Below are 24,303 nucleotides of genomic sequence, written 5' to 3' on the forward strand. Positions count from 1 at the left end.
TTTAATAGAATACTTAGAAGTGAAAATCTTGGGGATAAAAGGTGGTAATAGAGTTGTTAGTCACAAAGTAATTACATTAAAAGATTTTGTACCAGATTATCTAACTATTGATAAATTCATGATGAGACTCTTTATAACAGCTAAGAGATATATTGAAGGTGAGAAAAAGGAGCTCCTTTTTTGGTAGTAAAGATAAAAATAGAATATTTTAGAATAAAAAACACTAGATCTTTAAGATCTAGTGTTTTTTTATTAGTTCACTTTCTTTATAAAGCCTTTATAATGACGCTTCACAAGCTGGCTTTCAAGCGTCTTCATTGTTTCTAATGCAACACCTACGATGATTAGTAAACTTGTACCACCGATTTGAGCAGATGGTGGTAATGTAGCGATTTTTGTAAATACAAGTGGTAATATTGAAATTGCTCCTAAGAAAATCGCACCGATAAATGTTAAACGGTATAAAATTTTTGTTACATACTGTTCTGTAGATTTACCTGGGCGAATACCCGGGACATATCCGTTTTGCTTTTTCAAATTCTCAGCCATTTGTTCAGGATTTACTTGAATAAATGCGTAGAAGTATGTGAAAGCAACGATAAGGCCAACATAAAGCGCCATTCCGATTGGATGTGCAAAATCAAGATTCGTAATTAACCATTTTGATACGCTTGAATCAGGGAAGAGCTGCGCAATTGTACGCGGCGTCATTAAAAATGCGGAAGCAAAGATAACTGGAATTACACCAGCACTATTTACTTTAAGAGGTAAATGAGTGTTTTTTGCTCCTTGATATTGATTGTTTCCTGAAACAGCTTTTGCATATTGAATCGGTATTTTTCGAACTGCTTGTTGGATGTAAATAACACCAACAACTATCGCTAAAATTACGAGTCCAATTAAAACCATTTTTATTATGTGCATAAATAACTGATCGCCTGCGTTTTGGAATTGTTGCAAATAAATTTGATTAGCGACATTTGGAATCGCCGCAACAAGTCCTGCGAAGATAATCATTGAGATTCCATTACCAACGCCATTAGCGGTAATTTGTTCACCTAACCAAAGTAAAAATGCAGTACCAGCAGTTAAAACTGTCGCAATAAATAAGTATGTAGTCCAGCTTTGATCTGTAATTAATTGTCCACCTGCTATATTATTAAAACCATAAGACATCCCAATGGATTGTATGAATGCGAGAATGATTGTAAAGTATCGAGTAAATTGAGCTGATTTCTTACGGCCCATTTCTCCTTGCTTTGCCCATTCTGTAAATTTAGGTACAACGTCCATTTGTAGTAATTGTACAATGATAGAAGCTGTAATATATGGTGTGATACCTACAGCAAAGATTGAGAAGTGTTGCAGTGCTCCTCCGCCAAATACGTTTAGCATACCTAAAACGTTGGCTTGATCTTGTACTTTTAATACCTCTGCGTTAGTATGAGGAACTGGAATAAACGTGCCAATTCGAAAAACAATTAGCATCGCTAGTGTAAAAAGAATTTTGTTTCTTATCTCAGCTACTCTCATGAAATTTGAAATCGTACGAAACATTATGTCGCCTCCTATATTTTTATCAGTTCAAAACTGATTATTATATCCTGATGAAGTAACCACAAACCTCCTTCCGCATTAAATTCATTTGACAAATGAAATTTTATACATTTTGTAGTTTTCACGGATATAAAAATATAAGGTGTTATACAAGCGATTTATTAACTTTTCGTAATCATTCAATACCCATAATATAACTAATAAATTAACAAATGTACATACATAAGCATGAAAAATGAATAAATAGGGTTATTTTTTACATTTATTTAATGTTAGAAGGAAATTAAGCAACAAGTTATAACCCTCAGTAGTTAATTAACAGTAAAATGAAGCAAAGTGACTTTTTTATAAGTATAAAACTAAAATACATATTAAAATGTGTCGCCAATTAGTTTCTCCCAATCTATAAAGGATAATTTATCGGTTATATGTTTTAATTCATTAGGTACAACGATATGGCACATTAATTCTAAGCTATTACCATCAGGATCAATAAAATAAACAGATGCATTTCCTTGATGTGGACGAACAAATGGTTCGATAGATTCATTAATTCCAAAGGGAACCGCTTTAATATGAAGTGAATGTAACCAATTTAATGAGTCTTTTAAATCCTCATATGATACTCGAAATGCAATATGTCGTAAAGAAGGATGATATTTCGTTTTATATTCAGAGCCCTCCCATAACCCTAGCCAACTTTTCCCTTCCTCAATCCAAATGAATGCTGTTGATTCATCGCTCCAAGCTAATTTCAATCCTAATTTTTGATAAAATTTAATAGAGTTTTGTAAATTACTAACCGGTAAGTGTGCTTCATATAATCCTTTAATCAATTGAAATCCCCCTTGATTTTTTCATTTTCTGATTATTAATATATCGATTTTAAAAAATATGGAATCAGGTGAAAGTATGAAAGTACATACAACTTTAGTAGTAGTGTAATATCAATTCGAAAATAACGACTTATATTTCAATTGATTTTTTGGCAATTAGAGAATTCGTTTTATTTATGAAGGAATATATGTCAATGAAGGCTAAATAAACGGAGTAGATATTTATAGTGGAGCTTATGTAAATGAAAGTTGTTATAAAAAATTTACCACAATTCGAAGTTCTGGAGTTTTGTATGGATAATATAGCGGAAGATCTAGAAGGAAACTTAAAGGTTGATTTATTTATACCGATTAAAAATATACCAAACAATAAATAACTTCATAGACGAAATATAAGCTTAAATAATTTGTATACATTATGAGCTGTCCTATATAAACTGTTCTTTAAATAGTATCAAACCCGCTCTTAAAGTGGTAAAGAGTGGGTTTTTTATTTTGTTATTTAGAAGGATGTTCCCTTTGATTAGTATGAATATCGGTTTAGAAACTGGATGTGTGTTTTAGTACATAATAAAAAAATAAAAGTTTTTGTCACAAAAATTGATTTTCCGGTTTCTTTATAGTGCAGGCATCAAATGAGAGAGAGGTTTTACTTACATGTTAACGATAACAAATGAAGAGAGGAATGTTTCAGATATAACATTTGAAGAGTTGTTTAAACGGAACTATGTTTAAGTTGTGAAGCAAATAGTGTGGATTATTAAAGAACAAACAATTGCAGAGGAATTAGCACAAGAAGTGTTTTTGCAATTGTATCGTACAGAATGGAAAGAAGTAGATAACTTACGCGGATGGCTTATAAAGTCTGCTACTTATGTAGCCTATAACCATATACGCACTGAAAAGAGACATCATGCAAGGGTTGATAAAGAAATCCAGTATCAAGAAATTCAATATGAGTCATCATTGGATGATGACTGGATAAGAAAAGAGGAGATCACAAACGTACAAATGGTATTAAGAAAAATGAAGGAACAAGATCGAACGATTTTATTAATGAAATTTTCAGGATTTCAATATAAAGAAATCGCACAAGTACTTCAAATAGACATTTCTTCTATTGGAACATTATTGGTACGAGCTAAGCTAAAATTCCGCAAAATTTATGAGCAGATGGAGGAATACTAAATGACTTGTTATGATATGGGGTTCATTCAATTATATATAGATGGCGAACTGTCCCGTGATGAAAGAAAACAATTTATAAAGCATTTAGACACATGTAAGGAGTGTCAGAGGTTATTAATTGAAATAACGGAATTAAATCAATGGGAAAATGCAACACTTGCTCAGGAGACGTTTCATGAGACACAAGAAATAAATATTGATGTCGAAAAAGCATGGCAAACATTTGAGAATCATAACCAGTTGAATAATTTACCTAACATAGATCAAAAAATAGAAAAAAATCAGGGAGTATTTACAAATATGAATAAAAAATCAAAACGTTTAATGTATACAGCAGTAGCTGCGGCAGCACTTTTTACAACAGCCATGATTCCACAAGTTCAAGTTGCAGCAACTAATATTGCTTCTTACTTTGCTAATGAAGTTTCCAATGATAAGGTCATAAATGAGGGAATAAGAGATGAAAATGGCAAAAAGCAAGAAGGTATGCTAAATGGTCAGTTTATACCTATTGATGAAAAAATTACAGAGCAAGGAATTACTTTACATTTTAAAGAATTGTATGTTGCAGATGCACGTATATCCGTTCATTATAGAATCGAGAAGGCTGATGGGACATTGGTACCATATGAATTTGATACAACTGGATTAGATATAAAAAGTGACGGGAAAGTAAACGGACAACAAGAAAAAAATCCTGTATATAATACGAAGAATGGTATGGTCTCCCAGTTAGCATTTATTCAAGGGGAGGACAATTTACCGTTTGAATTAATGGCAGAAGGAAAACAATTAGAGCATATAGGCATTCGTGATAAAGACAGACCAGAAGGTGTCATTACATTTGTTGAAGGTCCTGAAGGAAAAGGTTCTTTTAAACAACCTCTAACTTTAGATATAAACATAAATAAAATTGGGAAAATAGCTGGATCTTGGAAAGGTCAAATTCAAATTGATCCTGCAAAAGTTAAAAAGTAAAACAAATTAACATAAAAAAAAGAATAAAACAATGCATGTCGAGTGCTATCTTTATCTGTTTCCTTACCTTCATTATGTTTGTTTCTTACATTATCTTAACTATATCTTTTATTTAGTAATCAAATAGTAACGGAGAATTTCAATGTATTAGATGAAGAAGTTTTAAAAGTTTATTGTGCAGAGAAATCACATAATAAACAAGTAAACGATTAGATAAGACGAGCATATACTAATAACTGACATAATGCATTTATGATTTATAATCGTATTGGATGGGCACCTTAGGGGGCTCTTTTTTTATTGAAATTATATGAGCTGTTCTATATAAAATCACCGACTTTAAATTATGTAATTTTGCATAATATTACATAAATTTCGTATTTTCCCTTTTTTCCGATACGAATAGACAGTATACTTTGTACAAGCTTAATATTCAAAAAAACAATACGAGGTGAATAATATGAAAAACAAAAAAACATTAACTACAGTAGCATTAACAACAGGATTAGCTTTAACAGCTGTGGTGCCGAGTAGGTCATGCAGAGGAACCAGATCAACTACAAGTTCAAATTCAAGAGGATTCGTTCCGTACAGGTGAACTTACACAACCGTCACAAAAGGAACCAGAGAATGTAGTAAAAGATGCTCTTAAGGAGAAAGTTGAACAAGCTCTTTCTTCAAAGCAAGTCAATGGAGAAACAGGAGTAGATTATAAAGTTCTTCAAAAACGTGGTTCGTATGATGGAACAACACTTGTGCGTATGCAGCAAACATATGAAGGAAAAGAAGTATATGGCCATCAATTAACTGCGCACGTAGATAATAAGGGTGTTATTAAAAGTGTTTCAGGAGATAGCGCACAAAATTTAAAACAAGAAGATTTGAAAAAGCCTATTAATCTATCAAAAGAAGAAGCAAAACAATATATTTATACGAAGTACGGGAACGATATCAAATTTATTTCTGAGCCAGAGGTTAAGGAAGTTATTTTTGTTGATGAAAATAATGGACAAGCTAGCAATGCATACCAAGTTACATTTGAAGCTGCAACACCAAACTATGTTTCTGGAACCTATTTAGTAAATGCACAAAATGGGGATATGTTAAAAAATGTGGTACAAGAATCTAACTTAAAAGCAAGTGAAAAACTAGTTGGAGCCTTAAAGGAAAGTAAAAAAAGCAGTCTTACATCATTAACTGGAACAGGAAAAGATGATTTAGGTATATCTCGTACATTTGGTATCTCTAAACAAAGTAATGGCAAATATGCACTTGCTGATTATACAAGAGGGCAAGGAATTGAAACATATGATGTGAATTACAGAGATATTACTAAAGAAGAAAGCTATTATCCTGGTACACTAGCAACTAGTACTTCGACAGCATTTAACGATCCAAAAGCAGTAAGTGCTCATTACTTAGCAACAAAAGTATTTGATTTTTATAAAGATAAATACAAGCGTAATAGTTTTGATAATAAGGGACAAAAGGTAGTTTCAGTTGTACATGCTTGGGATTCTGAAGATACGAACGATCCGAAAAATTGGCAGAATGCATTAAGTGCTAATAATGGAAGTATGCTTGTATATGGCGATCCTATCGTTAAAGCATATGACGTTGCTGGACATGAATTTACCCATGCGGTTACTTCTAGCGAATCTAATCTTGAATATTACGGTGAATCTGGTGCGATTAATGAAGCGCTATCTGATATTATGGGAACATCTATTGAGAAATACGTAAATAATGGAAGCTTTAACTGGACAATGGGAGAACAAACTGGATCTGTTTTCCGTGATATGGAAAACCCAGCTTCCGTGCCATCTTCACTTGGAGTACCTTATCCAGATGATTACAGTGAATTTAACGATTTTAATGGATGGGATCAAGGTGGCGTTCATTTTAATTCAAGCATTATTAATAAAGTTGCGTATCTCATTGCAAAAGGCGGAACTCATAACGGAGTAACTGTTAAAGGAATTGGTGAAGATAAAATGTTTGATATTTTCTATTATGCAAATACAGATGAGTTAAACATGACTTCTAATTTCAAAGAATTGAAATCAGCATGTATTCGAGTGGCAACTAATAAATATGGAGCGAATACAGCTGAAGTTCAAGCAGTGCAAAAGGCATTTGATGCAGCAAAAATTAAGTAAGTTAGAAATAAAGTTTTCATTCATATATTAATACATTATGAAAAACAGCTAATATCATTTTAAGGATATTAGCTGTTTTTTTACGTAGCAATACACTAGTGAAAATAAACTTACTAAGCAATAATCAGGCTGTCTATCTTCAATAAGTTACGACAAATATATAAAATTTAAAGGATATAAAAACAGAAAATTAATAATATATTGACCTCTTAATAGTAAGTGCTATAGAATGAAAGCGATAACAAACGATTGCTTTAAAATGATTTCCCTAATCTTTTAGTATTTACAAATATATGAAGGTAAAAACAAATCTATTTTTTTAAGCATTAACGCAAACGTTTTCGTATTAAAAGATCATTGAAATACATACGTGAAAATAGTCAATATGGGGGTGAAGTAAAAGAGATTTCTATATTAATTTAAGCAGTGTAATTTAGTACGAGCATAATAAATCGCTCGTACTATTTAAAGAAAGGGTGTATGTGGTGCAAATGACAAAAAGATTAATTAACAAATCATTTTTATTACTTGCCATAATCGTTATGTTATCATCTGTTTTTTCTTTTCAGAATGTGAAGGCAGTTTCAAATTCGAAAACAACTGAAGTTATCATTCATTACAAAGAGAAATCTGGAAATACAAAAGACTGGAATCTTTGGATGTGGGGAGAAAATGCAAATGGTAAATCATACGAATTTACTGGTGAAGATGAATTTGGAAAATACGCGAAGATAAAAATAGATGGCGACTATAATCGCGTTGGATTTATCATTCGTACAAATGAGTGGGAAAAAGATAGTGGGAATCGCTGGATTGAAAATATAAAGGACGGTCGTGCTGAAGTTTGGGTTCTTTCAGGCGATGAAAAGGTATATGATACTAAGCCTTCTTCTGATCTCTCTATTCAAAAAGCAACTATTGATAGTTTCAATGAAATTACTGTAACAACTAATGTCCCGTTTAATATTAAGGAACAGAAAATTGAAATTGAAGGCATTAAAATTAAGAATATTAGTCCGGATGATATAAGCAGTGGAGATATTACTAATAAGGTTAAAATAATTACGGAACAGAAAATTGATTTAAAACAAACATACAAAGTTAAAATAGCAAATTTAGCTGATGCGAATACGGAAATCGGTAAAGTCATTCGTAGCGAGGAATTTGATAATTTATTTTATTACGGTGGTAATGATTTAGGGAATACATATACCTCGCAATATACAAAGTTCCGTTTATGGGCTCCTACTGCGAATGAAGCGAAGTTAGTTACATATAAAAAATGGAATGATAAAATAGGTACTGAAATAAACATGCAACAAGGTGAAAAGGGAACTTGGAAAGCAGAACTTAAAGGGAACCAAAAAGGTCTCTTTTATACGTATAAGGTAAAAATTGGTGATAAGTGGACTGAAGCAGTTGATCCGTATGTGCGTGCTGCTTCTGTAAATGGGGATAAAGGTGTAGTCGTTGATTTAAAAGAAACAAATCCGAAAAACTGGAAAACAAACAAAAAGCCAAAATTTAAAAATCCGGAAGATGCTATTATTTATGAATTGCATGTACGCGATCTTTCCATCCAACCTGAAAGTGGTATTAAGCAAAAAGGAAAATATTTAGGGGTAACAGAAAAAGGAACAAAAGGTCCTGAAGGTGTTAAAACAGGACTTGATCATATAAAAGATCTTGGTGTTACTCACGTTCAGTTTTTACCGATATTTGATTATGCCTCGGTAAATGAAGAAACTTTAAATGAACCACAATATAACTGGGGATATGACCCAAAAAATTTCAACGTCCCAGAGGGCTCCTATTCTACAAATCCTTATGAACCGACTGTTCGAATAACTGAATTAAAGCAAATGATTCAAGTGCTGCACGATAATAACCTTCGTGTTGTGATGGACGTAGTATATAACCATATGTATAATGCCGCTGAATCTAATTTTCATAAGTTAGTTCCAGGTTATTATTATCGATACAATGAAGATGGAACATTTGCAAATGGAACTGGAGTAGGAAATGATACTGCTTCAGAACGAAAAATGATGAGGAAATTTATGGTTGATTCCGTCACATATTGGGCAAAAGAATACAATTTAGATGGATTCCGTTTTGATTTAATGGGTATTCATGATTTTGAAACGATGAATGAGATACGTAAAGCTGTTAATCAAATTGATCCTTCTATTATTCTGCATGGAGAAGGCTGGGATTTAAATACACCTCTTGCAGCTGAATTGAAAGCAAATCAAAAAAATGCGGAGAAAATGAAAGGGATTGCTCATTTTAACGATAATATACGTGATGGATTGAAAGGCAGTGTATTTGAGGATAAAGATAATGGTTTTGTAAATGGAAAGCAAAACATGGAGGACCGTATTAAAAAAGGCATTACGGCAGGTATTGACTACGATACAAATTCGGCTACCTATCAAGATCCAGAGCAGGTGCTAACTTATGTGGAAGCACATGACAATCATACATTATGGGATAAACTTGAGTTGACTAATCAGGGTGAAAGCGAAGAAGTGCGAAAACAAATGCACAAATTGTCTTCTTCGATTTTATTAACATCACAAGGTATTCCATTCTTACATGCAGGACAAGAGTTTATGCGCACAAAATATGGTGATCATAACAGTTACAAATCTCCTGATTCAATTAACCAGATGGACTGGTTGCGCCGTGCAGCATTTAATAATGAAGTAGATTATATGAAGGGCTTAATAGATTTACGCAAAAAGTACCCAGCTTTTCGAATGACATCTGCAGAGCAAATTAAAAAACAGGTATCTTTTATTGATGCTCCAAAAAATGTTGTAGCTTATACAATAGATGGGAAAGGCAATGGGAATAAAAGCGAATACTTTATGGTGGCTCACAATGCAAATAGAGAAGACGTTGACATAACGCTTCCATCGAAAGGTCCTTGGAAAGTACTAGTAGACGGTAAGCAGGCGGGAAGTAAAACGCTTTATGTTGTCCATGACAATAAAATTAAGGTTCCTGCATTAAGTTCATTTGTTTTAAAAACAGAAAAGCCAATTAAATAAAAGCAAATAATGTGAAAGTATATACTGAATTGAGAAATTTGAATAAGGATTGCAAATGAAAAAAGCGAAGTGACGGCTATTTTCACTTCGTTTTTAAAGTTAAATTAGCATAATTTCACATACTGTAATTATATTACAATTTAATAAAAGAAATAAACAAAAAGAGAAGAACTCACCAAGGTTCTTCTCTTTTTTATGTGTAATTAGGGTATCCATAACTGTAGATATGGATAGTGTAAATTAATGGATGAATAATTTACTCTTAAAATTATAACAGAACAAATAAAGAATTTTATATGTAATATTGCATAAGAAGGGTAAACAACAATAATTTCTTTTGATAAAAAGGAGCCACTGGTGAAATGATAAGTAGCGCTTTTCCATATAGCGAGTTAGTTTCATAGTTACTTCCTAAATTCTATATCATTTTCCAAACATGTAAGGTTAAAGGAGATGACAGAAGAAAGGAAGATTTAAAAATGAGCTTGGTAAAAAATGAAACATTGCAAGTATAAGATTCTGTACTTAGTAATCTCTCGCATTAAGGCATGACATTGGGTAAGTATGGGGAGTTCAATCGATTCTGAATAAAATTGATAGTATCAGTTGCAATTTTTTTACGTTTAAGAACAATCCCGGCATGTCCACATGTATAAATATATCTTGTAGGTCTTTCCCAGGATTCCCACAAATAGTCCGTATCCTCAGAGTGCACATATAGATCGTGCTTACCTGAAATTAATAAAATATTTTCTTTTTTTACTTTTGGTAACGCTTGACTCGGTTCAGTGATTTTCCAATAATCTATTAATTCATCATACGTTACACCATGGTGTTCCAAGTCTTCTCTAATAAATCTACCTGGATTTGTCTTCCAAATTGAATAAGAAAGTCGATTTGCGTAGAAAATGGATGCTAATACATCAATTTCTGGTTCAACAAGAGATGTTAGGTTAGTAATAACCCCACCTAAACTGATTCCTATTAGAATCAGGGGACCATTTTTATTTGCTTTAATCCATTTGATCAAAGTTCGTAAATCAGCTACCGCTTGTCTGGTTGCTTGTACAGTTCGTTCAATATTGGCACTTACCATGTACTCTCCACTAAATAAGGATTGGTTGGGTTTTCTTTCAAAATGATATGGTAGAGTGAAATAATACATATTCCACCTCAAGTTGGTCATATGGTCGTGGAATATTTTTTTTACACGTTCGTTAGAATCCATTCTCCAACCATGAACAAAGATGACATGAGGCGCATTTTCATTTTTATGTAAGAATAATTCTCCAGTTACAGAGTCGTTGCGTGAATCATCAGATTGAACCGAGCTTTTATATTTGAATTGTCCAACCATGTATTCCTTTTCCTGTTTTGAATGCTTAATGTTAAAATGAATATCAGATGGTTTTACTTTATAAAAAAATTCTATGTCCTTTATATCTAGTGAGGTGTTAGAAAGAGAAGTATACTGAAACTCTACACTTCTTTTTTTGTGCAAATCATACAAGGCGTATCGATCAATGAGTTTTGAAAAAATCAAATTAACCTCCTCCAAAATACATATTGTTTAAAACATGGACAAAATTTATGTTTTATTTATGCTGTAAATTAATTATAAAATATTCTCTTTGCCTAATATTAGGTGCTTAAATTATAAAAACAGGTGACAAATTTGTATATTATATTATAAAGCTAGTAATAAAATAAAACCATAAATAATTTATACTAAAATCTAAAAAGCAAGTTAATATTCTCATTCATATAAGAGAACATTAACTTGCTTATTTTCGTATCAAAAGGTACACCTTTTGAAGTGACGTGATTTCTATGAAAGACAATGTGTCAATTTGTATATCTTATACAGTGATAGTTACCATAATTTTCGAAGCCGATAGTCAATTAACCTTACAATATGCGTCTTTCTGGTATATAAATAGCTATATTCATTAGAGAAAGAGTTTTAATCCTTCATGAGAATCTTTAAACCCTAATTTCTTATAAAATTGCAAAGCTTCTTGTCGTTCTTTATCTGTTGTTAACTGTACTAAATGACACCCCCGTAATTTAGCACGTTGAATAGCCCATTTAATAAGTTTACTTCCTATACCTTTACCACGTTTTGATGAGGCTGTCCGTACACCCTCAATTGTAGCTCTCCAACCCCCTTGACGTGCAATGTAAGGCGTAAATGTAATTTGTTGAAGACCAATAATCTCTGTCCCATCACATGCTACAATTAACTCGTTATTTGGATCACAATCAATAGCATGAAATGCTCTTATATAACTATCAGGAAGTGGTGTTTCATAGCGTTCTCTTTTATTTCCTAAAACATCATCAGCAAGCATTTTTACAATTTCATCTAAATCATCTACCGTTGCAATCCTAAATGTTATAGTTTCTGTCACTATCAAAAAACCTCCTTAATGTATGCACTTGTTACTTGTATTTTACTTGTTTAAATACAATAGGTTAAATTATAAAATATTATGAGTCTCTATAACTTTTTCTTATAGATAGCATAAAAAAGTCTAACTTGTAAAATTATAAGTTAGGCTTTTTAACACAATATTATTATTAGAAAATCCGACCAACTTCAATAAAACTCCGTATTCTTTAATGAATTTTCATATTTAACAAACACACATATAACCATTCAAATAGGGTGCTTTTTATTTGTTGTATAGAAGTTACATAATAAACATAAATTTGTATGTTATATACATTAAATAAAGCTTAACTCTATAAGTGTCTTAAATGGACTGACTTCTTGCAAATATTCAAAAACGATTGCGTTTTTGAACTACACATAAACTCCTTATATCTCTAGATAAACTACCGATTAGCTCCATATAGACTCTAGATAACCTATATAGAATATAAGTTATCAAGGAGGTAAGAAAAAATGAATTTTATGAAACGCGCAATTCTCAGTATGAAAAAAAGAGTAGGAACATCATTAATTTTGATGGCAGTTTTCCTAATTGTTACAAATTTAGTGTTGGCAGGATTCACAATCCAAAATGCATCAAAAAAAGCTGCTGATGCAGCAAGAAAAAAACTTGGTGCAGATGTTACTTTAAGTCTTGATTTTGACAAATTAGGTCAACAAGCTAGGGAAACTGGAGAGATGCCTAAGCCGCCGCAGCTCAACACGAAAGAAGCAGATCAATTAGCGAAGTCAAAGTATGTAAAAGACTATAATTACATAACTAACACTTTCGGAATTTCTGATGGACTTAAACTAGTAGGAGCTTCAGAAGGAGAAGAAGAAGGAAAAGGTAAAGCGGGAATGGCGGCTGTACGAGGCGGTTCAAGCTCCGGTACAGAAATAGATATGAATGCTTCTTTTATGATTGAGGGAGTTCGTAAAACTGCATTACAAGAAAGCTTTAAGAATGGAAAAAGTAAAATCATTGATGGGAAACCAATTACAGAACAGATGAAAGATCAGAATGTAGCTTTAATGGAAAAACGATTAGCGGAATTAAACAATTTGAAAGTAGGAGACAAAGTTAAAGTGCAATCAGGGGATAAGAAGGAAACCCTCGAGGTTGAAATTATCGGTATTTACGAAACGAATGAGCAAGCAATGGGTCAACAGGCCCCTCCTATAATGGATCCAGCTAATAAACTATATATGCCGCATTCAACTATGAAAAAATTAGAAGTAGATCAAGGTATAAGTAGCATTCAAGTCGTGTATTTCTTGAAAGATCCACAAAACATCGAAGCATTTAAAAAAGAAGCAAAAAAATCTGATATTGATTTTAATTATTATAAATTAGATGCACATGATTCGTTGTACAAACAAATGATTGGGCCTATCGAAAATATCTCATCTACTTCTCAAATGATTATTTATATTGTATCAATTGCAGGTGCGATAATATTAGGGTTAATCATTATGCTATCAATTAAAGGACGTCGTAAGGAAATGGGGATTCTATTGTCCATTGGAGAGAAAAAGTGGAAACTGATGGCGCAGTTCGTAGTAGAAGTAGTATGTATCGCTATTTTAGCATTTGGATTATCCATAACAACAGGAGCAAAAATTTCTCAATTCATAGGGGATAATTTACTTTCGAGTGAAATTGCTACAGCAGGAGAAGAAACAAACACCCCACAAAATGGAACTGTAATGGTAGCTGGACCTGGTGGAACTGTACAAAATCAAAAAGAGGATCCAATTGATAAAATTAATGTAAGTGTAACAGGAGAAGATGTAGGGAAAATGGGGGGGATTGGACTAGCTATTGCTATATTAGCAACGCTTCTTCCAGCATTATCTATTCTACGCCTGAATCCAAAACAAATTCTTTTAAAAGATGAATAAGGAGAATCGATATGGAGACGATTTTACAATTTAAAAACTTAGATTATTATTATGAAAGTAACGGAAAAAAAGTAGCGATACTAGACAATGTTAACTTTTCTTTTCAAAAAGGACATTTCTACACAATTCTAGGACCATCCGGATCTGGTAAAACCACTACTCTTAGCTTAGGTTGCGGGCTAGATATACCTAAAAATGGTTATGTACTGTTTAATGGAAAGGATATTCGAAAAATTGGTTTGGATCGGTACCGTAATCAAAATGTATCGGTAATTTTCCAATCTTATAATTTGATTACCTATATGACTGCTCTTCAAAATGTCTTAACAGCAATGGAAATTACAGGTGTTAAAGTGCAAAATAAAACGGCAAGGGCATTAGAATTATTAGAGAAGGTAGGACTCACAGAAGTAGAAGCGAAACGAAACGTCCTGCAACTAAGTGGTGGGCAACAACAGCGTGTAGCAATTGCTCGAGCGCTATCTTGCAATGTTGATTTACTGATTGCGGATGAGCCGACAGGAAACCTCGATGAAGAAACGGCAATGGATATAATAGATCTGTTTCAAGAACTTGCACACAAAGAAAATAAATGTATTATTGTTGTGACGCACTCACAGGAAGTTGCTAAAAAATCAGATCGTGCAGTTTATTTAAATAAGAAAAAGTTGGTAGTAAACGAAATCTAATATAAACACCCTAGCTTTTTAATTCACATAATTTTCGAAAATTAGTTTCTTCAAATATTTATATTTGATATATAATAAAGCCAAGCCATAATCAAAATGGTCTCCCTGTATTGAATGTTGAGATAGTTTGTTGTTTCCTTTTTAACAATATTTGAAAAAGAACTTGTAGGATTTTCTACAGGTTTTTTTTGTTATGATCGGTTTACTATATCATTGAAGAATTGCATATAAAAAACGGGACAGTATTTAGATGTATGATCTAAATACTGTCCCGTTTACTTATTTATCTGTAAAAAGGAACTAGCTTACATCTCATGTGATAGATTTTATAAATAAGAGCGTTTAATTGTCCATGGCTCTACGCACTAACCATTTGGAATAAAGATGCAATGTATCAGTTATACTATGTAATATTTATTCATTACAAAATATGGTGGTATGTATGACTAAGCAAACAATTACTTTATTTCAAGTTTCTATGATACTCATTGGTAGTATTGGGATAATTAATCATGTCATTATGATTCCTATGTTATTAGATACCTCAGGTAGAGATTCGTGGATCTCTATCATATTAGTAAGCATTATATACTTGATTTGGATTTCATTAATATTCATCATATATAGAAACATAAAAAATGAACACTTGTTTTCGTGGTTAAAAAATAATTTTGGGAAACTCAGTGTATATCCAATCATATTCATAGTTGTGATTTATTTAATAACAATTGGTGTCGTTGCACTAAAAGAAACATTAACCTTTTTCTCTTTTTATTTACCAGAAACACCTCACTTTGTATTAGGAATACTTTTTTCAATGATTTGTCTCTATAATGCTACAAGAGGAATTCAATCTATTGCACTTACAACAGGTGTTTTGTTACCTATTGTATTTCTACTTGGTTTTTTTGTAATGTTTGCAAATGTTCCGCATAAAGATTATTCTTTACTTCAGCCAATGATGGAAAATGGAATGAAGCCAGTATTTAAGGGGATGGTTTATCCTGCAGCAGGATTTCTAGAGTTAATTTTTATTCTTTTTTTACAGCATCACATTTGTTCAAAAGTCAAATTATATCAACTAATTGCTTTGGGAATGGTTATTATTGGTATCACAATAGGCCCAGTTATGGCAGCTATTATAGAATTTGGACCTTTCGTAGCAGCAAACCAACGATATCCAGCATTTGAAGAATGGAGACTTGTGTCAATAGGAAGGTATATTGAAAATTTAGACTTTCTCTCCGTGTATCAGTGGCTTGTAGGGATATTTATTCGTCTATCACTTGTTGTTTTTCTTATACCAGATTTGTTATCAATTACAAATCGGAAAATGAGAAATGGGATTATGTTTGCAATACTTTCATGTATTTTATTAATAAGTATACTACCCATCAGTGACTCTAGTTTCTATTGGTTTGTATCTCAAATTATTTTACCAGTTTCAGCATTAGGACTATTTTTGTTTTCTATCTTACTAATAGGGTTTGTATGGGTTGCTAAATTTAAGAAAGCTCTTAAAAGAGTATGAGGGTGTATTTTATATAAGGTTGCTGAGTTTGAAGGAGACAACGTAGATGAACAAACGAGTAGAAATAAATGAGAAGATAACACTAGAGTGGTTTGAAGGATGCAACGATGTAAAAGTAATAAAGCGTGAATTGGATGAGAAAGAAAAAAAGAATTCAGTATTGTTTATTTATTGTCGAAACTTAATTGACAATACAAAATTAAAACAAGCCACATCATCCCATGTTTGCAAAGAGCTTTCAAGTAAGTCGATAGAAGAGTTTAACCTCTCAACATTAATTCCCCAGTTATCAGTACAGAAATTAGATATAGTAAATTCGAATGAAACTATCTCTCAGATTATATTTGAAGGTAACCTCCTTATTATTTTTGAAGAATCTAAACATGGATATATAGTTGATATTGCCCAAATACCTACCAGATCAGTTGAACAAACAAATACAGAGATGACCATTCGTGGTGGACGTGATGGATTTGTTGAAGAGTTAAACACAAACATAGGATTAATTAGAAAAAGACTAAAAACGAGTTCTCTTAGTTATGAAGAATTTATTGTTGGAGAAAGAACACAAACTAAAGTAGCACTCATGTATTTAAAAGATATCGCATCCCAAGATATCATTAATCAAGTTCGATTAAAATTAAGACAAATTAAAATAGACGGGGTTGTTTCAAGTGCACAAATTGAAGAGTTAATCACAAACAATCAATTTAGTGTATTTCCTTTAGTTGAATATACAGGGCGCCCTGATTATGCTGTGAATTGTTTGCTATATGGGCGTTTTATTTTACTAGTTGAAGGGTCGCCAACAGCGACAATTGCACCAGTTACATTTCCTTTTTTTGTGAATACATCGGAAGATCAAGATTTTTTCTATATATTCGGTAGCTTTGTACGACTTGTAAGTCTTTTGGGGATAGCAATTTCTATATTTCTTCCAGGAATTTGGATAGCACTAATTACATATCATCCAGATCAGATTCCCTATACGTTGCTAGCTACATTAAGCTTATCAAGAGAAGGGATTCCTTTTCCAGCTCCTTTAGAAGGGCTAATTATGATGACCTTATTTGAAATTTTGAGGCAAGCAGGATTACGTGTTCCTGCCGTATTTGGTCAAACATTATCTGTTGTAGGGGGATTAATTATTGGACAAGCTGCTATTAGTGCAGGAATTGTTTCAGCATCTATGGTCATTATAATAGCAATCTCGGTTGTTTCGACATTTGCTTTAACTAATCAATCAGTAACAGGAATAATAAGTATATTGCGGTATGTAGTATTCTTAGTATCTTCTTTATTAGGCATAGTAGGATTTATCTTTTGTGTCCTTGTGATGGTGATACATGTAGTAAATTTACGCTCTTTTGGAGTTCCATTCTTTACACCATATTCACCCCCTGTGTTTAAAAGTATGCTAGCAGCCACATTTAGACTTCCTTTCACGTATATGAAAAAAAGACCTAAAGAATTGCATACGCAAGATAATACAAGGAAAAGAGAGAGTACCGATGAAGAAAAATAAAAGAATAGTTATATTTCTTTTTATGATGTGTACGTTTCTAACAGGGTGTTGGGATCAAAGAGAGTTGCATCACGTTTTGTATATAAATAGTCTAGGTATCGATTTTAAAGATAATAATTATATCATCCGTCCGCAATTTATTAATTTTTCTAACATAGCTAAACAAGAAGGGAGCACTACCCGTAATTATAGCCAGGCCTATATCGGAAAGGGAAAAGGCCTCATTTTAGATGAGGCAGCATTTGATTTTTATAAGGGTGCTCAACAAGAAATCTCATGGGAGCATCTCAAAACAATTGTTGTAACAGAGAGATTTCTAAAACATGGTGACTTAAATCAATTTAATGATTTTTTCTCTCGTTTTTTTCAATTTCGAGATACTATGTGGATATTTGGAACTAAGGAACCTTTAGAAAATATATTAGCGAACAATAATATTTTAAATATTTCTCAATTATATACAATCATTAATTTACCAAAAGAGATAACCAAGCAATATACAATAATAGATCCTTTACCTTTATATAAATTCCAAAGAAATTATTATGAACCCGGGATGACAACTCGCATTCCTTTCTTAGCTACGACTAAAACATATTGGAAAAAAGGGCATACATCATTTCCAATGTTAAAATTTAGTGGTTATGGTTTTATAAGTGATAAATCCTATATAAATCATTTAAACAACCATGATATTGCTGGGGTTCGATGGACGGATGAAAATACCAAGCGAGCTCCATTACTATTAAAATTTAACGAGAAAATTATTGGACATATAGTATTGAAAAATCCAAAGATAGATACAAAGCATTTTATTAAAAATGGAAAGTTACGTATGCTTATGAACATCCATTTCGATGCTGATATTTTTCAATTAATAAATTCTATGCCTGTAAATGATATTAAAAAAATTGCAGAGGACCAAGTTGAAAAAGAAATAAAAAAAACGTACCGAAAAGGAATCGAAAGAGGGATTGACACGTATCAGTTATCACATTCTTTATATCGGCAGAATTCTAAATTGTGGAAACAATATAAAAAAGAGGGGAGAATATCCCTTCAAAATAAAGAATTAGATTTAAATGTCTCGATTAATATAGCTACAAATGGAAAATCTAAAAATATGCGTAATATGATTGAGCATTAGAATGGTTGAAGATGAAAGGAAACGTAAAATATTAACTCTAAATAGGAGATTCGAACGTGAAAGACCACTACGATGTGGTGGCGTCTTCTTTAGGAACGGGTTGAGAGTTCGATTAGGAGCAGAAGGAGGCTTTTGCCTCCTTCGTTGCCTGAAAACACGCTTACATTTCTTAGCGTTTAGATAAGTACAAGTCTTTAAAACTATATGTGCCGTAAAGTAGGAGCAGCTTAAATTCATTACTATGATTTATTCGTTACTTTTAAAGAATCTAACACTATTTTAGTTGCGTCTGCAATAAGTTTATCATCGTATTTCGCATCCTCTTTAGCATGATTAGAAAGTATCGCAAGAACAATCGGCTTTTTATTTGGTGGCCAAATGATTGCGATATCATTCCTTGTTCCATAAGAGCCAGAGCCAGTCTTATCGGCTACTTCCCATTCTCCTGGAACTCCAGCACGAATTAAGTTGTCCCCCGTTGTATTTCTTTTCATCAAATCTATTAAAAAGTTCCGTTTCTCAATTGAAAGTATATCGCCTAGCGCGTATGCTTGAAGACTAGTAGCTAATGCCTTTGGGGTACTAGTATCACGAGTGTCTCCTGGCTGCACTTCGTTTAATTCTGGTTCAAAACGTTCAGGATTTGTGACAGTATCTCCTATTTCTCTCAGTGATTTTTTGAATTCACTTGGCCCACCTAATTTTTTAAGAATAAGATTTTGTGCAGTATTATCGCTATATCGAATGGAAGCATCCGCAAGCTCTTTCAGAGTCATACCTGTATCTACATATTTTTCAGTAATTGGATTGTAATTCACAAGATCTTTGCTAGTATACTTAATTCTTTGATCTAAATCTTCTATTGATTTCTTTTGTAACAGTGCTCCCACAGCAAGGGCTTTGTGGGTAGATGCGTATGCAAACCGTTCATCTGAACGATAAGTAACGGTTTGATTCGTACCTGTGTCCAATGCATAAATACCAAGCTTAGCATCATAATCTTTTTCAAGCTTAACAAAAGATTGATTACTTATATGTTCTTGTTTGGTTTGTTTAGGGGATTCAGATTGAATATTACTATTGGAACAGCCTATAAGCGTTGCACATGAAAGTAATACTACAGGGAGCATCTTTTTATAATGTGCGATGTGAAAAAACTTCTTTGAAACTATCATACATTTTCAACCTCTTTCAAGAATATATGGATTTTGTTTAGGTATTTTACATACCGATACAACTAGCAAATGTACCAGATAGCACTCCTCATGTGTTTCTTGCATTACAAAATGAGAGAACTACCAAAAGCACCTTTTTTATACGTAATAGACAATCTAAGTAACACATTTGTTCCATTTATGATTAAGGTGTTGAATATATCCATTAATTTTATTTATAAGAATCACAAAATCCACCTTTTTTGCACGCCACTTAATTTAATGTGGATTTAGATTGAGTTTACCTCGTAATGGGAATTTCAATTGGATTGCGCATATATAACAACCTCATTTCGGACAGAATAAGTAATAACAACTACTGATTTCATTTTAAGTGAGGTGTTATACGATACATACGACAAAGCAAAAAAGACTTGTGGTGCAAAGTATAACTACATTTAGTCTACTAATAACGACTATCTTTACACCCATGCTTATTTACATTGTTTATGGATTACAGATTTCGAAAGGCTTTGAGGGATACTGGCCATCAATCTTGTTTTATACAACTTATATGACGGGTGTGTTTATCTGGATACCTATTGTGAATAAGGCTGGGATTCATCGCTCCTTATATTGGACTGTTTCTATTCTGATAGTATCATTACTTAGTGTTACTTTCTTTGGATGGAGTTCAAGATGGCTAGAAATAAGTGCGTTATTTTCTGGTTTTGCAGTTAGTACAATTTCTACTATGACGAGTACTTTATTGTTTCTACATGTGGAAGTCGGGGGAAAGGTTTATAATAAAAATCAACAAGCGATTATTATTGGTATCGTTTTTCTTTTACTAATAATCGTATTGTTAGCGATTAGTTTTTTATCGCCGCCGCTGATAACATGCATATATGGGATTTGTTTAATCAGTATCCTTTTTGCTATAAAAAAAATGCCGAGGACAGAGTTAGCCAAAGGGCTTTTACCTATCTCCATCGTATCGGTAGTAGGAAAGTTTCTTTTTGTCTCAATGCTTATTCTTTTGATACGAACAAGTCGTAACATAAATAATGAACAATATATTTTCTATTTTTTTCTACTCTCTATAGCGCTTATTTGTTTCATGTTTTTGAGTTTGTTGAAAGGAAAGTTCTTTCATAAACTTTCATCTTCTTTACCAATTCGCTTAAAGGCAGAATCATTTTTACTTGGATTAGGAAATGGATATTTATTTTTGATGGGTATTTTTTATAGTTTTACTTTCTATAACATGTTAACCTGTATTTTCATTGTAGTTGGACCATACCTATTAGGGATTTTGATGTCCATATTTTTAGATATCAAAGCTGCTAAGAAAGTTAATCCAATCCATTTGTTTTTAGTAAGTACTTTAATCATGATATTCGGGTTTTATTCTCCAATATTTATAGTCCTTAGCGTTACATTTGGGAGCTATGCCATTAATAGTATCTCTTCTCAAAATAATATGAAAGTATATATGGTGAATGCTACACATAGAGAGCTTTCTTTACTCATTTACACAACATGGAGAAATATGGGGAATATATTTTTACAATTTTTTATATTGATTGTGATTGTGGGAGTAGGGGTGTTTTACGATGTCGAATGGTCGCAACTTTTCCAAACAATTGTTGGGAAGGGTCAAATGCAGATTGAAGGGTTATCCGTACAACGATTGATGTTTATGTTAGCAATTTGCTGTTGGTTTGGCATGGTGGGCTTAGGTATGTGGATTGGTAAAAAAGCTAATCCCAATATTGCTTAAAAAGTAACTCGAAAAATATCAATACTAAAACTACAAAAACAAACAAACTCGTCCTACTAAGAGGGGAGTTTGTTTGTTTTTTGTTTAGATAATGGAATGTTCATGCAAAATTGTACACTATGTTCCATATTTTTTATAGAATATTTTATATCTAGCGTTTCAAGAATTTGTTTAACAATATATAGCCCCAAACCACTTCCTCCAGTATTTCGATTCCTTGATTTTTCAATTCGATAAAATGGTTTGAAAATTTGTTGTATATCCTCTTCTTTAATATTGACACCTGTATTCATAATTTGCATTTTGATTTGACCTTGTTTAGAATCCTCACTTAACTTTATATAGACTTTTTCATTATGTGGTGAATACATAACTGCATTATGGATAATATTTTTACATGCTTTTTCTAAAAGAGCACAATCTGTATAAACAGAAAGGTCAGAATCAATTTCTTTTATTATTCGGATGCTTTTTTGAGAAGCAAAAAATTCGAGATCTTTTGTGATTGTATCTATTAACTTCGAAAGATTAACTTCTTCTACTTTTAGTTTAAAGGTGTGTTGTTCTAATTTCGACATGCTTAAAATTTCACGAACTAATTGTTCCATACTTTCAATAATTTGATGATTTTTCTTTAAATATTGATCACGATTTTGATAAGGGCCAATATTGTATATCATCCCTTCTAAGAATCCTTTCATTACAGTAAGAGGGGTCTTTAATTCATGTGCTACAATCGCAAAAAACTCTCTGCGTTTTGTTTCTATTTCTCGTTCTTTTTCAATATCATTTTTTAATTGTTGATTTGCTTTTTTTAAATCAAACATAGCTTGTTGTAAGTTAATAGACATGTCATTCAAACTATTAGATAATTCTCCTAACTCATCTGTAGAGCGAACCTCAATTTTTTCGGAAAAATCTAAATTTGCCATCTTTTGTGCACCCTCATTAATATAAATAAGTGGTTTTGTAATAAACCTGGAATAGAAATAAGCACTCCCTACACCAATTACGAGTACAATGATACTAATATAGGGGAGAAAGCGTACTAAAACCTGTGAAGCTTCATCAATTGGTTGAAATGTAGCAAAGACTATAAGCGTTAAACTACCATCTTGGAATTGAATTGGTTGCGTAACGTTATATGAATTGCTAAGGGTACCTGCATTCTCGAACCGTGTCGCTCTAGTAACTACTGTCGTTTGCGAACCATTTTGAGTAAAAGAAAATGAAGGAGAGTATTTAATTATTCCCTCATTATTTTGAAGATAAAGCATCGCATTATTTTTTTTTGCATATTCATCAAAAAGTGGTATCGCATCTTGAAACGTAAGATCTTTAGACTTATCAATGATTTCTTTTATCCCTGTTTGAAGTTGATCTGTTTTGTATTGCTCATAAAACGTAGGGAGAAAGAAGTATAAAGTTAAATAAATCAATACTGCAAAGGATAACAAAATGAGAGAGGTAGTCATAAAGAGTTTATAAGTAATTTGCTTCATCTTCATGATTTTCACAATACTATTCATCAATTTTATAACCAATACCCTTTATTGTTTTAATATAAGGGATAGCTAACTTTTTACGTAGGTTTTTAATATGTGTATCAATTATTCGTGTTTCTCCAAAATAATCGTACCCCCAAACTTTTTCTACGATATTTTCTCTTGTGAGTACTTTTCTCTCATTTTGAAATAGTAGTTGTAGAATTTCAAATTCTTTTGTCGTTAATAAAATTTCAACGTCATTTACATATACTCTATATGCATCAACATCGATACGCACTTCTTTAAATACCAAATGATTATTTACATTTTTATCATAACTTCTTCTAAGTACAGCTTCGACTCGTCTAATCAAAACATGAAACGAAAAGGGTTTTGTTATATAATCATCGATTCCAAGGTCAAACCCTTTCATTTGATCTTCTTCCTCTTCTAACGCAGTTAGCATAATAATTGGTACATTTGACTGGCCTCGAATCATCTTGGAAACTTCAAATCCATTAAGATTGGGCATCATTACATCTAGAAGAATTAAATCAAATGATTGCTTATTAAATTGTGTCATACCCTCTAATCCATCGGATGCAACTACAACTGTATACTGTTGTGTCATTAAAAATTGTTTAATTAATTCTTGAATTTCTTGATCGTCCTCTACCACGAGAATATGATAGTTTTTCATAATATCACCTCTGGTAGTCATTATAGCCTTACTATCTGGAGTTTATGTGGAGATGAATTAGGATACTTCACAGGACGGTTATTGTGTTAACTCCACGTTCAAGAGTATAATAATGTAAATTTCATGTAATTTCTTAAAACTGTATGAAAATATACTTTTGCTTCTTTACCAGAA

Annotated in this window: 16 protein-coding genes and 2 pseudogenes; 11 read left to right on the forward strand and 7 right to left on the reverse strand. The window is 32.3% G+C overall.

The features are described 5' to 3' along the window. Window positions 1-252: 252 nt before the first annotated feature. Complete coding sequence (gene secY, locus FT637_RS10765; protein ID WP_193646289.1) at window positions 253-1,557, reverse strand: preprotein translocase subunit SecY; 1,305 nt, start codon at window positions 1,555-1,557, stop codon at window positions 253-255. A 371-nt stretch (window positions 1,558-1,928) separates the two neighbouring features. Continuing rightward, on the reverse strand, window positions 1,929-2,393 hold the full coding sequence (locus tag FT637_RS10770; protein WP_193646290.1) for a VOC family protein: 465 nt from the start codon (window positions 2,391-2,393) through the stop codon (window positions 1,929-1,931). Between the two features lie 242 nt (window positions 2,394-2,635). Here FT637_RS10770 and FT637_RS30300 point away from each other — a divergent pair, with 242 nt between their 5' ends. The 5 genes and pseudogenes from FT637_RS30300 (at window position 2,636) to pulA (ending at window position 9,774) form a co-directional block, all read left to right on the forward strand. Beyond that, complete coding sequence (locus FT637_RS30300; RefSeq protein WP_264675736.1) at window positions 2,636-2,770, forward strand: hypothetical protein; 135 nt, start codon at window positions 2,636-2,638, stop codon at window positions 2,768-2,770. A 280-nt stretch (window positions 2,771-3,050) separates the two neighbouring features. Beyond that, a pseudogene (locus FT637_RS10775) lies at window positions 3,051-3,581 on the forward strand (RNA polymerase sigma factor SigX). Beyond that, on the forward strand, window positions 3,582-4,559 hold the full coding sequence (locus FT637_RS10780) for a DUF4179 domain-containing protein (RefSeq protein WP_193646291.1): 978 nt from the start codon (window positions 3,582-3,584) through the stop codon (window positions 4,557-4,559). 460 nt (window positions 4,560-5,019) lie between these two features. Then, window positions 5,020-6,718 (forward strand): annotated as a pseudogene (locus tag FT637_RS10785) (M4 family metallopeptidase). Between the two features lie 485 nt (window positions 6,719-7,203). Then, window positions 7,204-9,774 (forward strand): type I pullulanase, encoded by a 2,571-nt coding sequence (gene pulA / locus FT637_RS10790; protein WP_193646292.1) that lies wholly within the window; start codon window positions 7,204-7,206, stop codon window positions 9,772-9,774. Window positions 9,775-10,315: 541 nt separating this feature from the next. Here the strand turns inward: pulA and FT637_RS10795 are convergent. Continuing rightward, complete coding sequence (locus FT637_RS10795) at window positions 10,316-11,317, reverse strand: alpha/beta hydrolase (RefSeq protein ID WP_193646293.1); 1,002 nt, start codon at window positions 11,315-11,317, stop codon at window positions 10,316-10,318. 406 nt (window positions 11,318-11,723) lie between these two features. Further along, the gene (locus FT637_RS10800; RefSeq protein WP_002200389.1) at window positions 11,724-12,185 is read right to left on the reverse strand and encodes a GNAT family N-acetyltransferase; all 462 of its coding nucleotides are present in this window, start codon (window positions 12,183-12,185) and stop codon (window positions 11,724-11,726) included. A gap of 497 nt (window positions 12,186-12,682) precedes the next feature. Between FT637_RS10800 and FT637_RS10805 the strand changes: the two genes are divergently transcribed. From FT637_RS10805 to FT637_RS10825, 5 genes are all read left to right on the forward strand, one after another. After that, entirely contained in the window at window positions 12,683-14,113 is a 1,431-nt protein-coding gene (locus FT637_RS10805) for an ABC transporter permease (protein WP_193646294.1), read from the forward strand. An 11-nt stretch (window positions 14,114-14,124) separates the two neighbouring features. Continuing rightward, entirely contained in the window at window positions 14,125-14,802 is a 678-nt protein-coding gene (locus tag FT637_RS10810; protein ID WP_193646295.1) for an ABC transporter ATP-binding protein, read from the forward strand. A gap of 442 nt (window positions 14,803-15,244) precedes the next feature. Then, the gene (locus FT637_RS10815; RefSeq protein WP_193646296.1) at window positions 15,245-16,333 is read left to right on the forward strand and encodes an endospore germination permease; all 1,089 of its coding nucleotides are present in this window, start codon (window positions 15,245-15,247) and stop codon (window positions 16,331-16,333) included. A gap of 46 nt (window positions 16,334-16,379) precedes the next feature. Further along, window positions 16,380-17,858 carry a spore germination protein gene (locus FT637_RS10820; protein ID WP_193646297.1) on the forward strand — a complete coding sequence of 493 codons (1,479 nt, stop codon included), beginning with the start codon at window positions 16,380-16,382 and terminating at the stop codon, window positions 17,856-17,858. Further along, window positions 17,845-19,005 carry a Ger(x)C family spore germination protein gene (locus tag FT637_RS10825; RefSeq protein ID WP_193646298.1) on the forward strand — a complete coding sequence of 387 codons (1,161 nt, stop codon included), beginning with the start codon at window positions 17,845-17,847 and terminating at the stop codon, window positions 19,003-19,005. The genes FT637_RS10820 and FT637_RS10825 overlap by 14 nt, the downstream gene beginning before the upstream one ends. Window positions 19,006-19,244: 239 nt before the next feature. On the opposite strand, the gene bla is transcribed toward FT637_RS10825, so the two are convergent. Beyond that, the gene (bla, locus tag FT637_RS10830; protein WP_193646299.1) at window positions 19,245-20,180 is read right to left on the reverse strand and encodes a class A beta-lactamase; all 936 of its coding nucleotides are present in this window, start codon (window positions 20,178-20,180) and stop codon (window positions 19,245-19,247) included. Between the two features lie 469 nt (window positions 20,181-20,649). On the opposite strand from bla, the gene FT637_RS10835 reads away from it, so the two are divergent. Continuing rightward, window positions 20,650-21,942, forward strand: a complete 1,293-nt coding sequence (locus FT637_RS10835; protein WP_193646699.1) for a hypothetical protein — start codon at window positions 20,650-20,652, stop codon at window positions 21,940-21,942. 56 nt (window positions 21,943-21,998) lie between these two features. Here the strand turns inward: FT637_RS10835 and FT637_RS10840 are convergent, their stop codons facing one another. Together FT637_RS10840 and FT637_RS10845 are read right to left on the reverse strand one after the other, a co-directional pair. Next, the gene (locus tag FT637_RS10840) at window positions 21,999-23,471 is read right to left on the reverse strand and encodes an ATP-binding protein (RefSeq protein WP_193646300.1); all 1,473 of its coding nucleotides are present in this window, start codon (window positions 23,469-23,471) and stop codon (window positions 21,999-22,001) included. Beyond that, window positions 23,464-24,129 (reverse strand): response regulator transcription factor, encoded by a 666-nt coding sequence (locus FT637_RS10845; RefSeq protein WP_193646301.1) that lies wholly within the window; start codon window positions 24,127-24,129, stop codon window positions 23,464-23,466. Before FT637_RS10845 ends, FT637_RS10840 begins: the two co-directional genes overlap by 8 nt. Window positions 24,130-24,303 lie beyond the last annotated feature (174 nt).

This window comes from Bacillus cereus (assembly GCF_015071065.1).
GTDB classification, from domain to species: Bacteria; Bacillota; Bacilli; order Bacillales; family Bacillaceae_G; genus Bacillus_A; species Bacillus_A cereus_BA.

Excerpts from the sequence above, each read along its gene's own strand:
- bla (WP_193646299.1), bottom strand. The coding sequence starts at position 20,180 with ATGATAGTTTCAAAGAAGTTTTTTCACATCGCACATTATAAAAAGATG.
- FT637_RS10845 (WP_193646301.1), bottom strand. The coding sequence starts at position 24,129 with ATGAAAAACTATCATATTCTCGTGGTAGAGGACGATCAAGAAATTCAA.
- FT637_RS10835 (WP_193646699.1), top strand. The coding sequence starts at position 20,650 with ATGCTTATTTACATTGTTTATGGATTACAGATTTCGAAAGGCTTTGAG.
- FT637_RS10840 (WP_193646300.1), bottom strand. The coding sequence starts at position 23,471 with ATGAATAGTATTGTGAAAATCATGAAGATGAAGCAAATTACTTATAAA.
- FT637_RS10810 (WP_193646295.1), top strand. The coding sequence starts at position 14,125 with ATGGAGACGATTTTACAATTTAAAAACTTAGATTATTATTATGAAAGT.
- FT637_RS10815 (WP_193646296.1), top strand. The coding sequence starts at position 15,245 with ATGACTAAGCAAACAATTACTTTATTTCAAGTTTCTATGATACTCATT.
- FT637_RS30300 (WP_264675736.1), top strand. The coding sequence starts at position 2,636 with ATGAAAGTTGTTATAAAAAATTTACCACAATTCGAAGTTCTGGAGTTT.
- FT637_RS10825 (WP_193646298.1), top strand. The coding sequence starts at position 17,845 with ATGAAGAAAAATAAAAGAATAGTTATATTTCTTTTTATGATGTGTACG.
- secY (WP_193646289.1), bottom strand. The coding sequence starts at position 1,557 with ATGTTTCGTACGATTTCAAATTTCATGAGAGTAGCTGAGATAAGAAAC.
- FT637_RS10805 (WP_193646294.1), top strand. The coding sequence starts at position 12,683 with ATGAATTTTATGAAACGCGCAATTCTCAGTATGAAAAAAAGAGTAGGA.
- FT637_RS10780 (WP_193646291.1), top strand. The coding sequence starts at position 3,582 with ATGACTTGTTATGATATGGGGTTCATTCAATTATATATAGATGGCGAA.
- FT637_RS10820 (WP_193646297.1), top strand. The coding sequence starts at position 16,380 with ATGAACAAACGAGTAGAAATAAATGAGAAGATAACACTAGAGTGGTTT.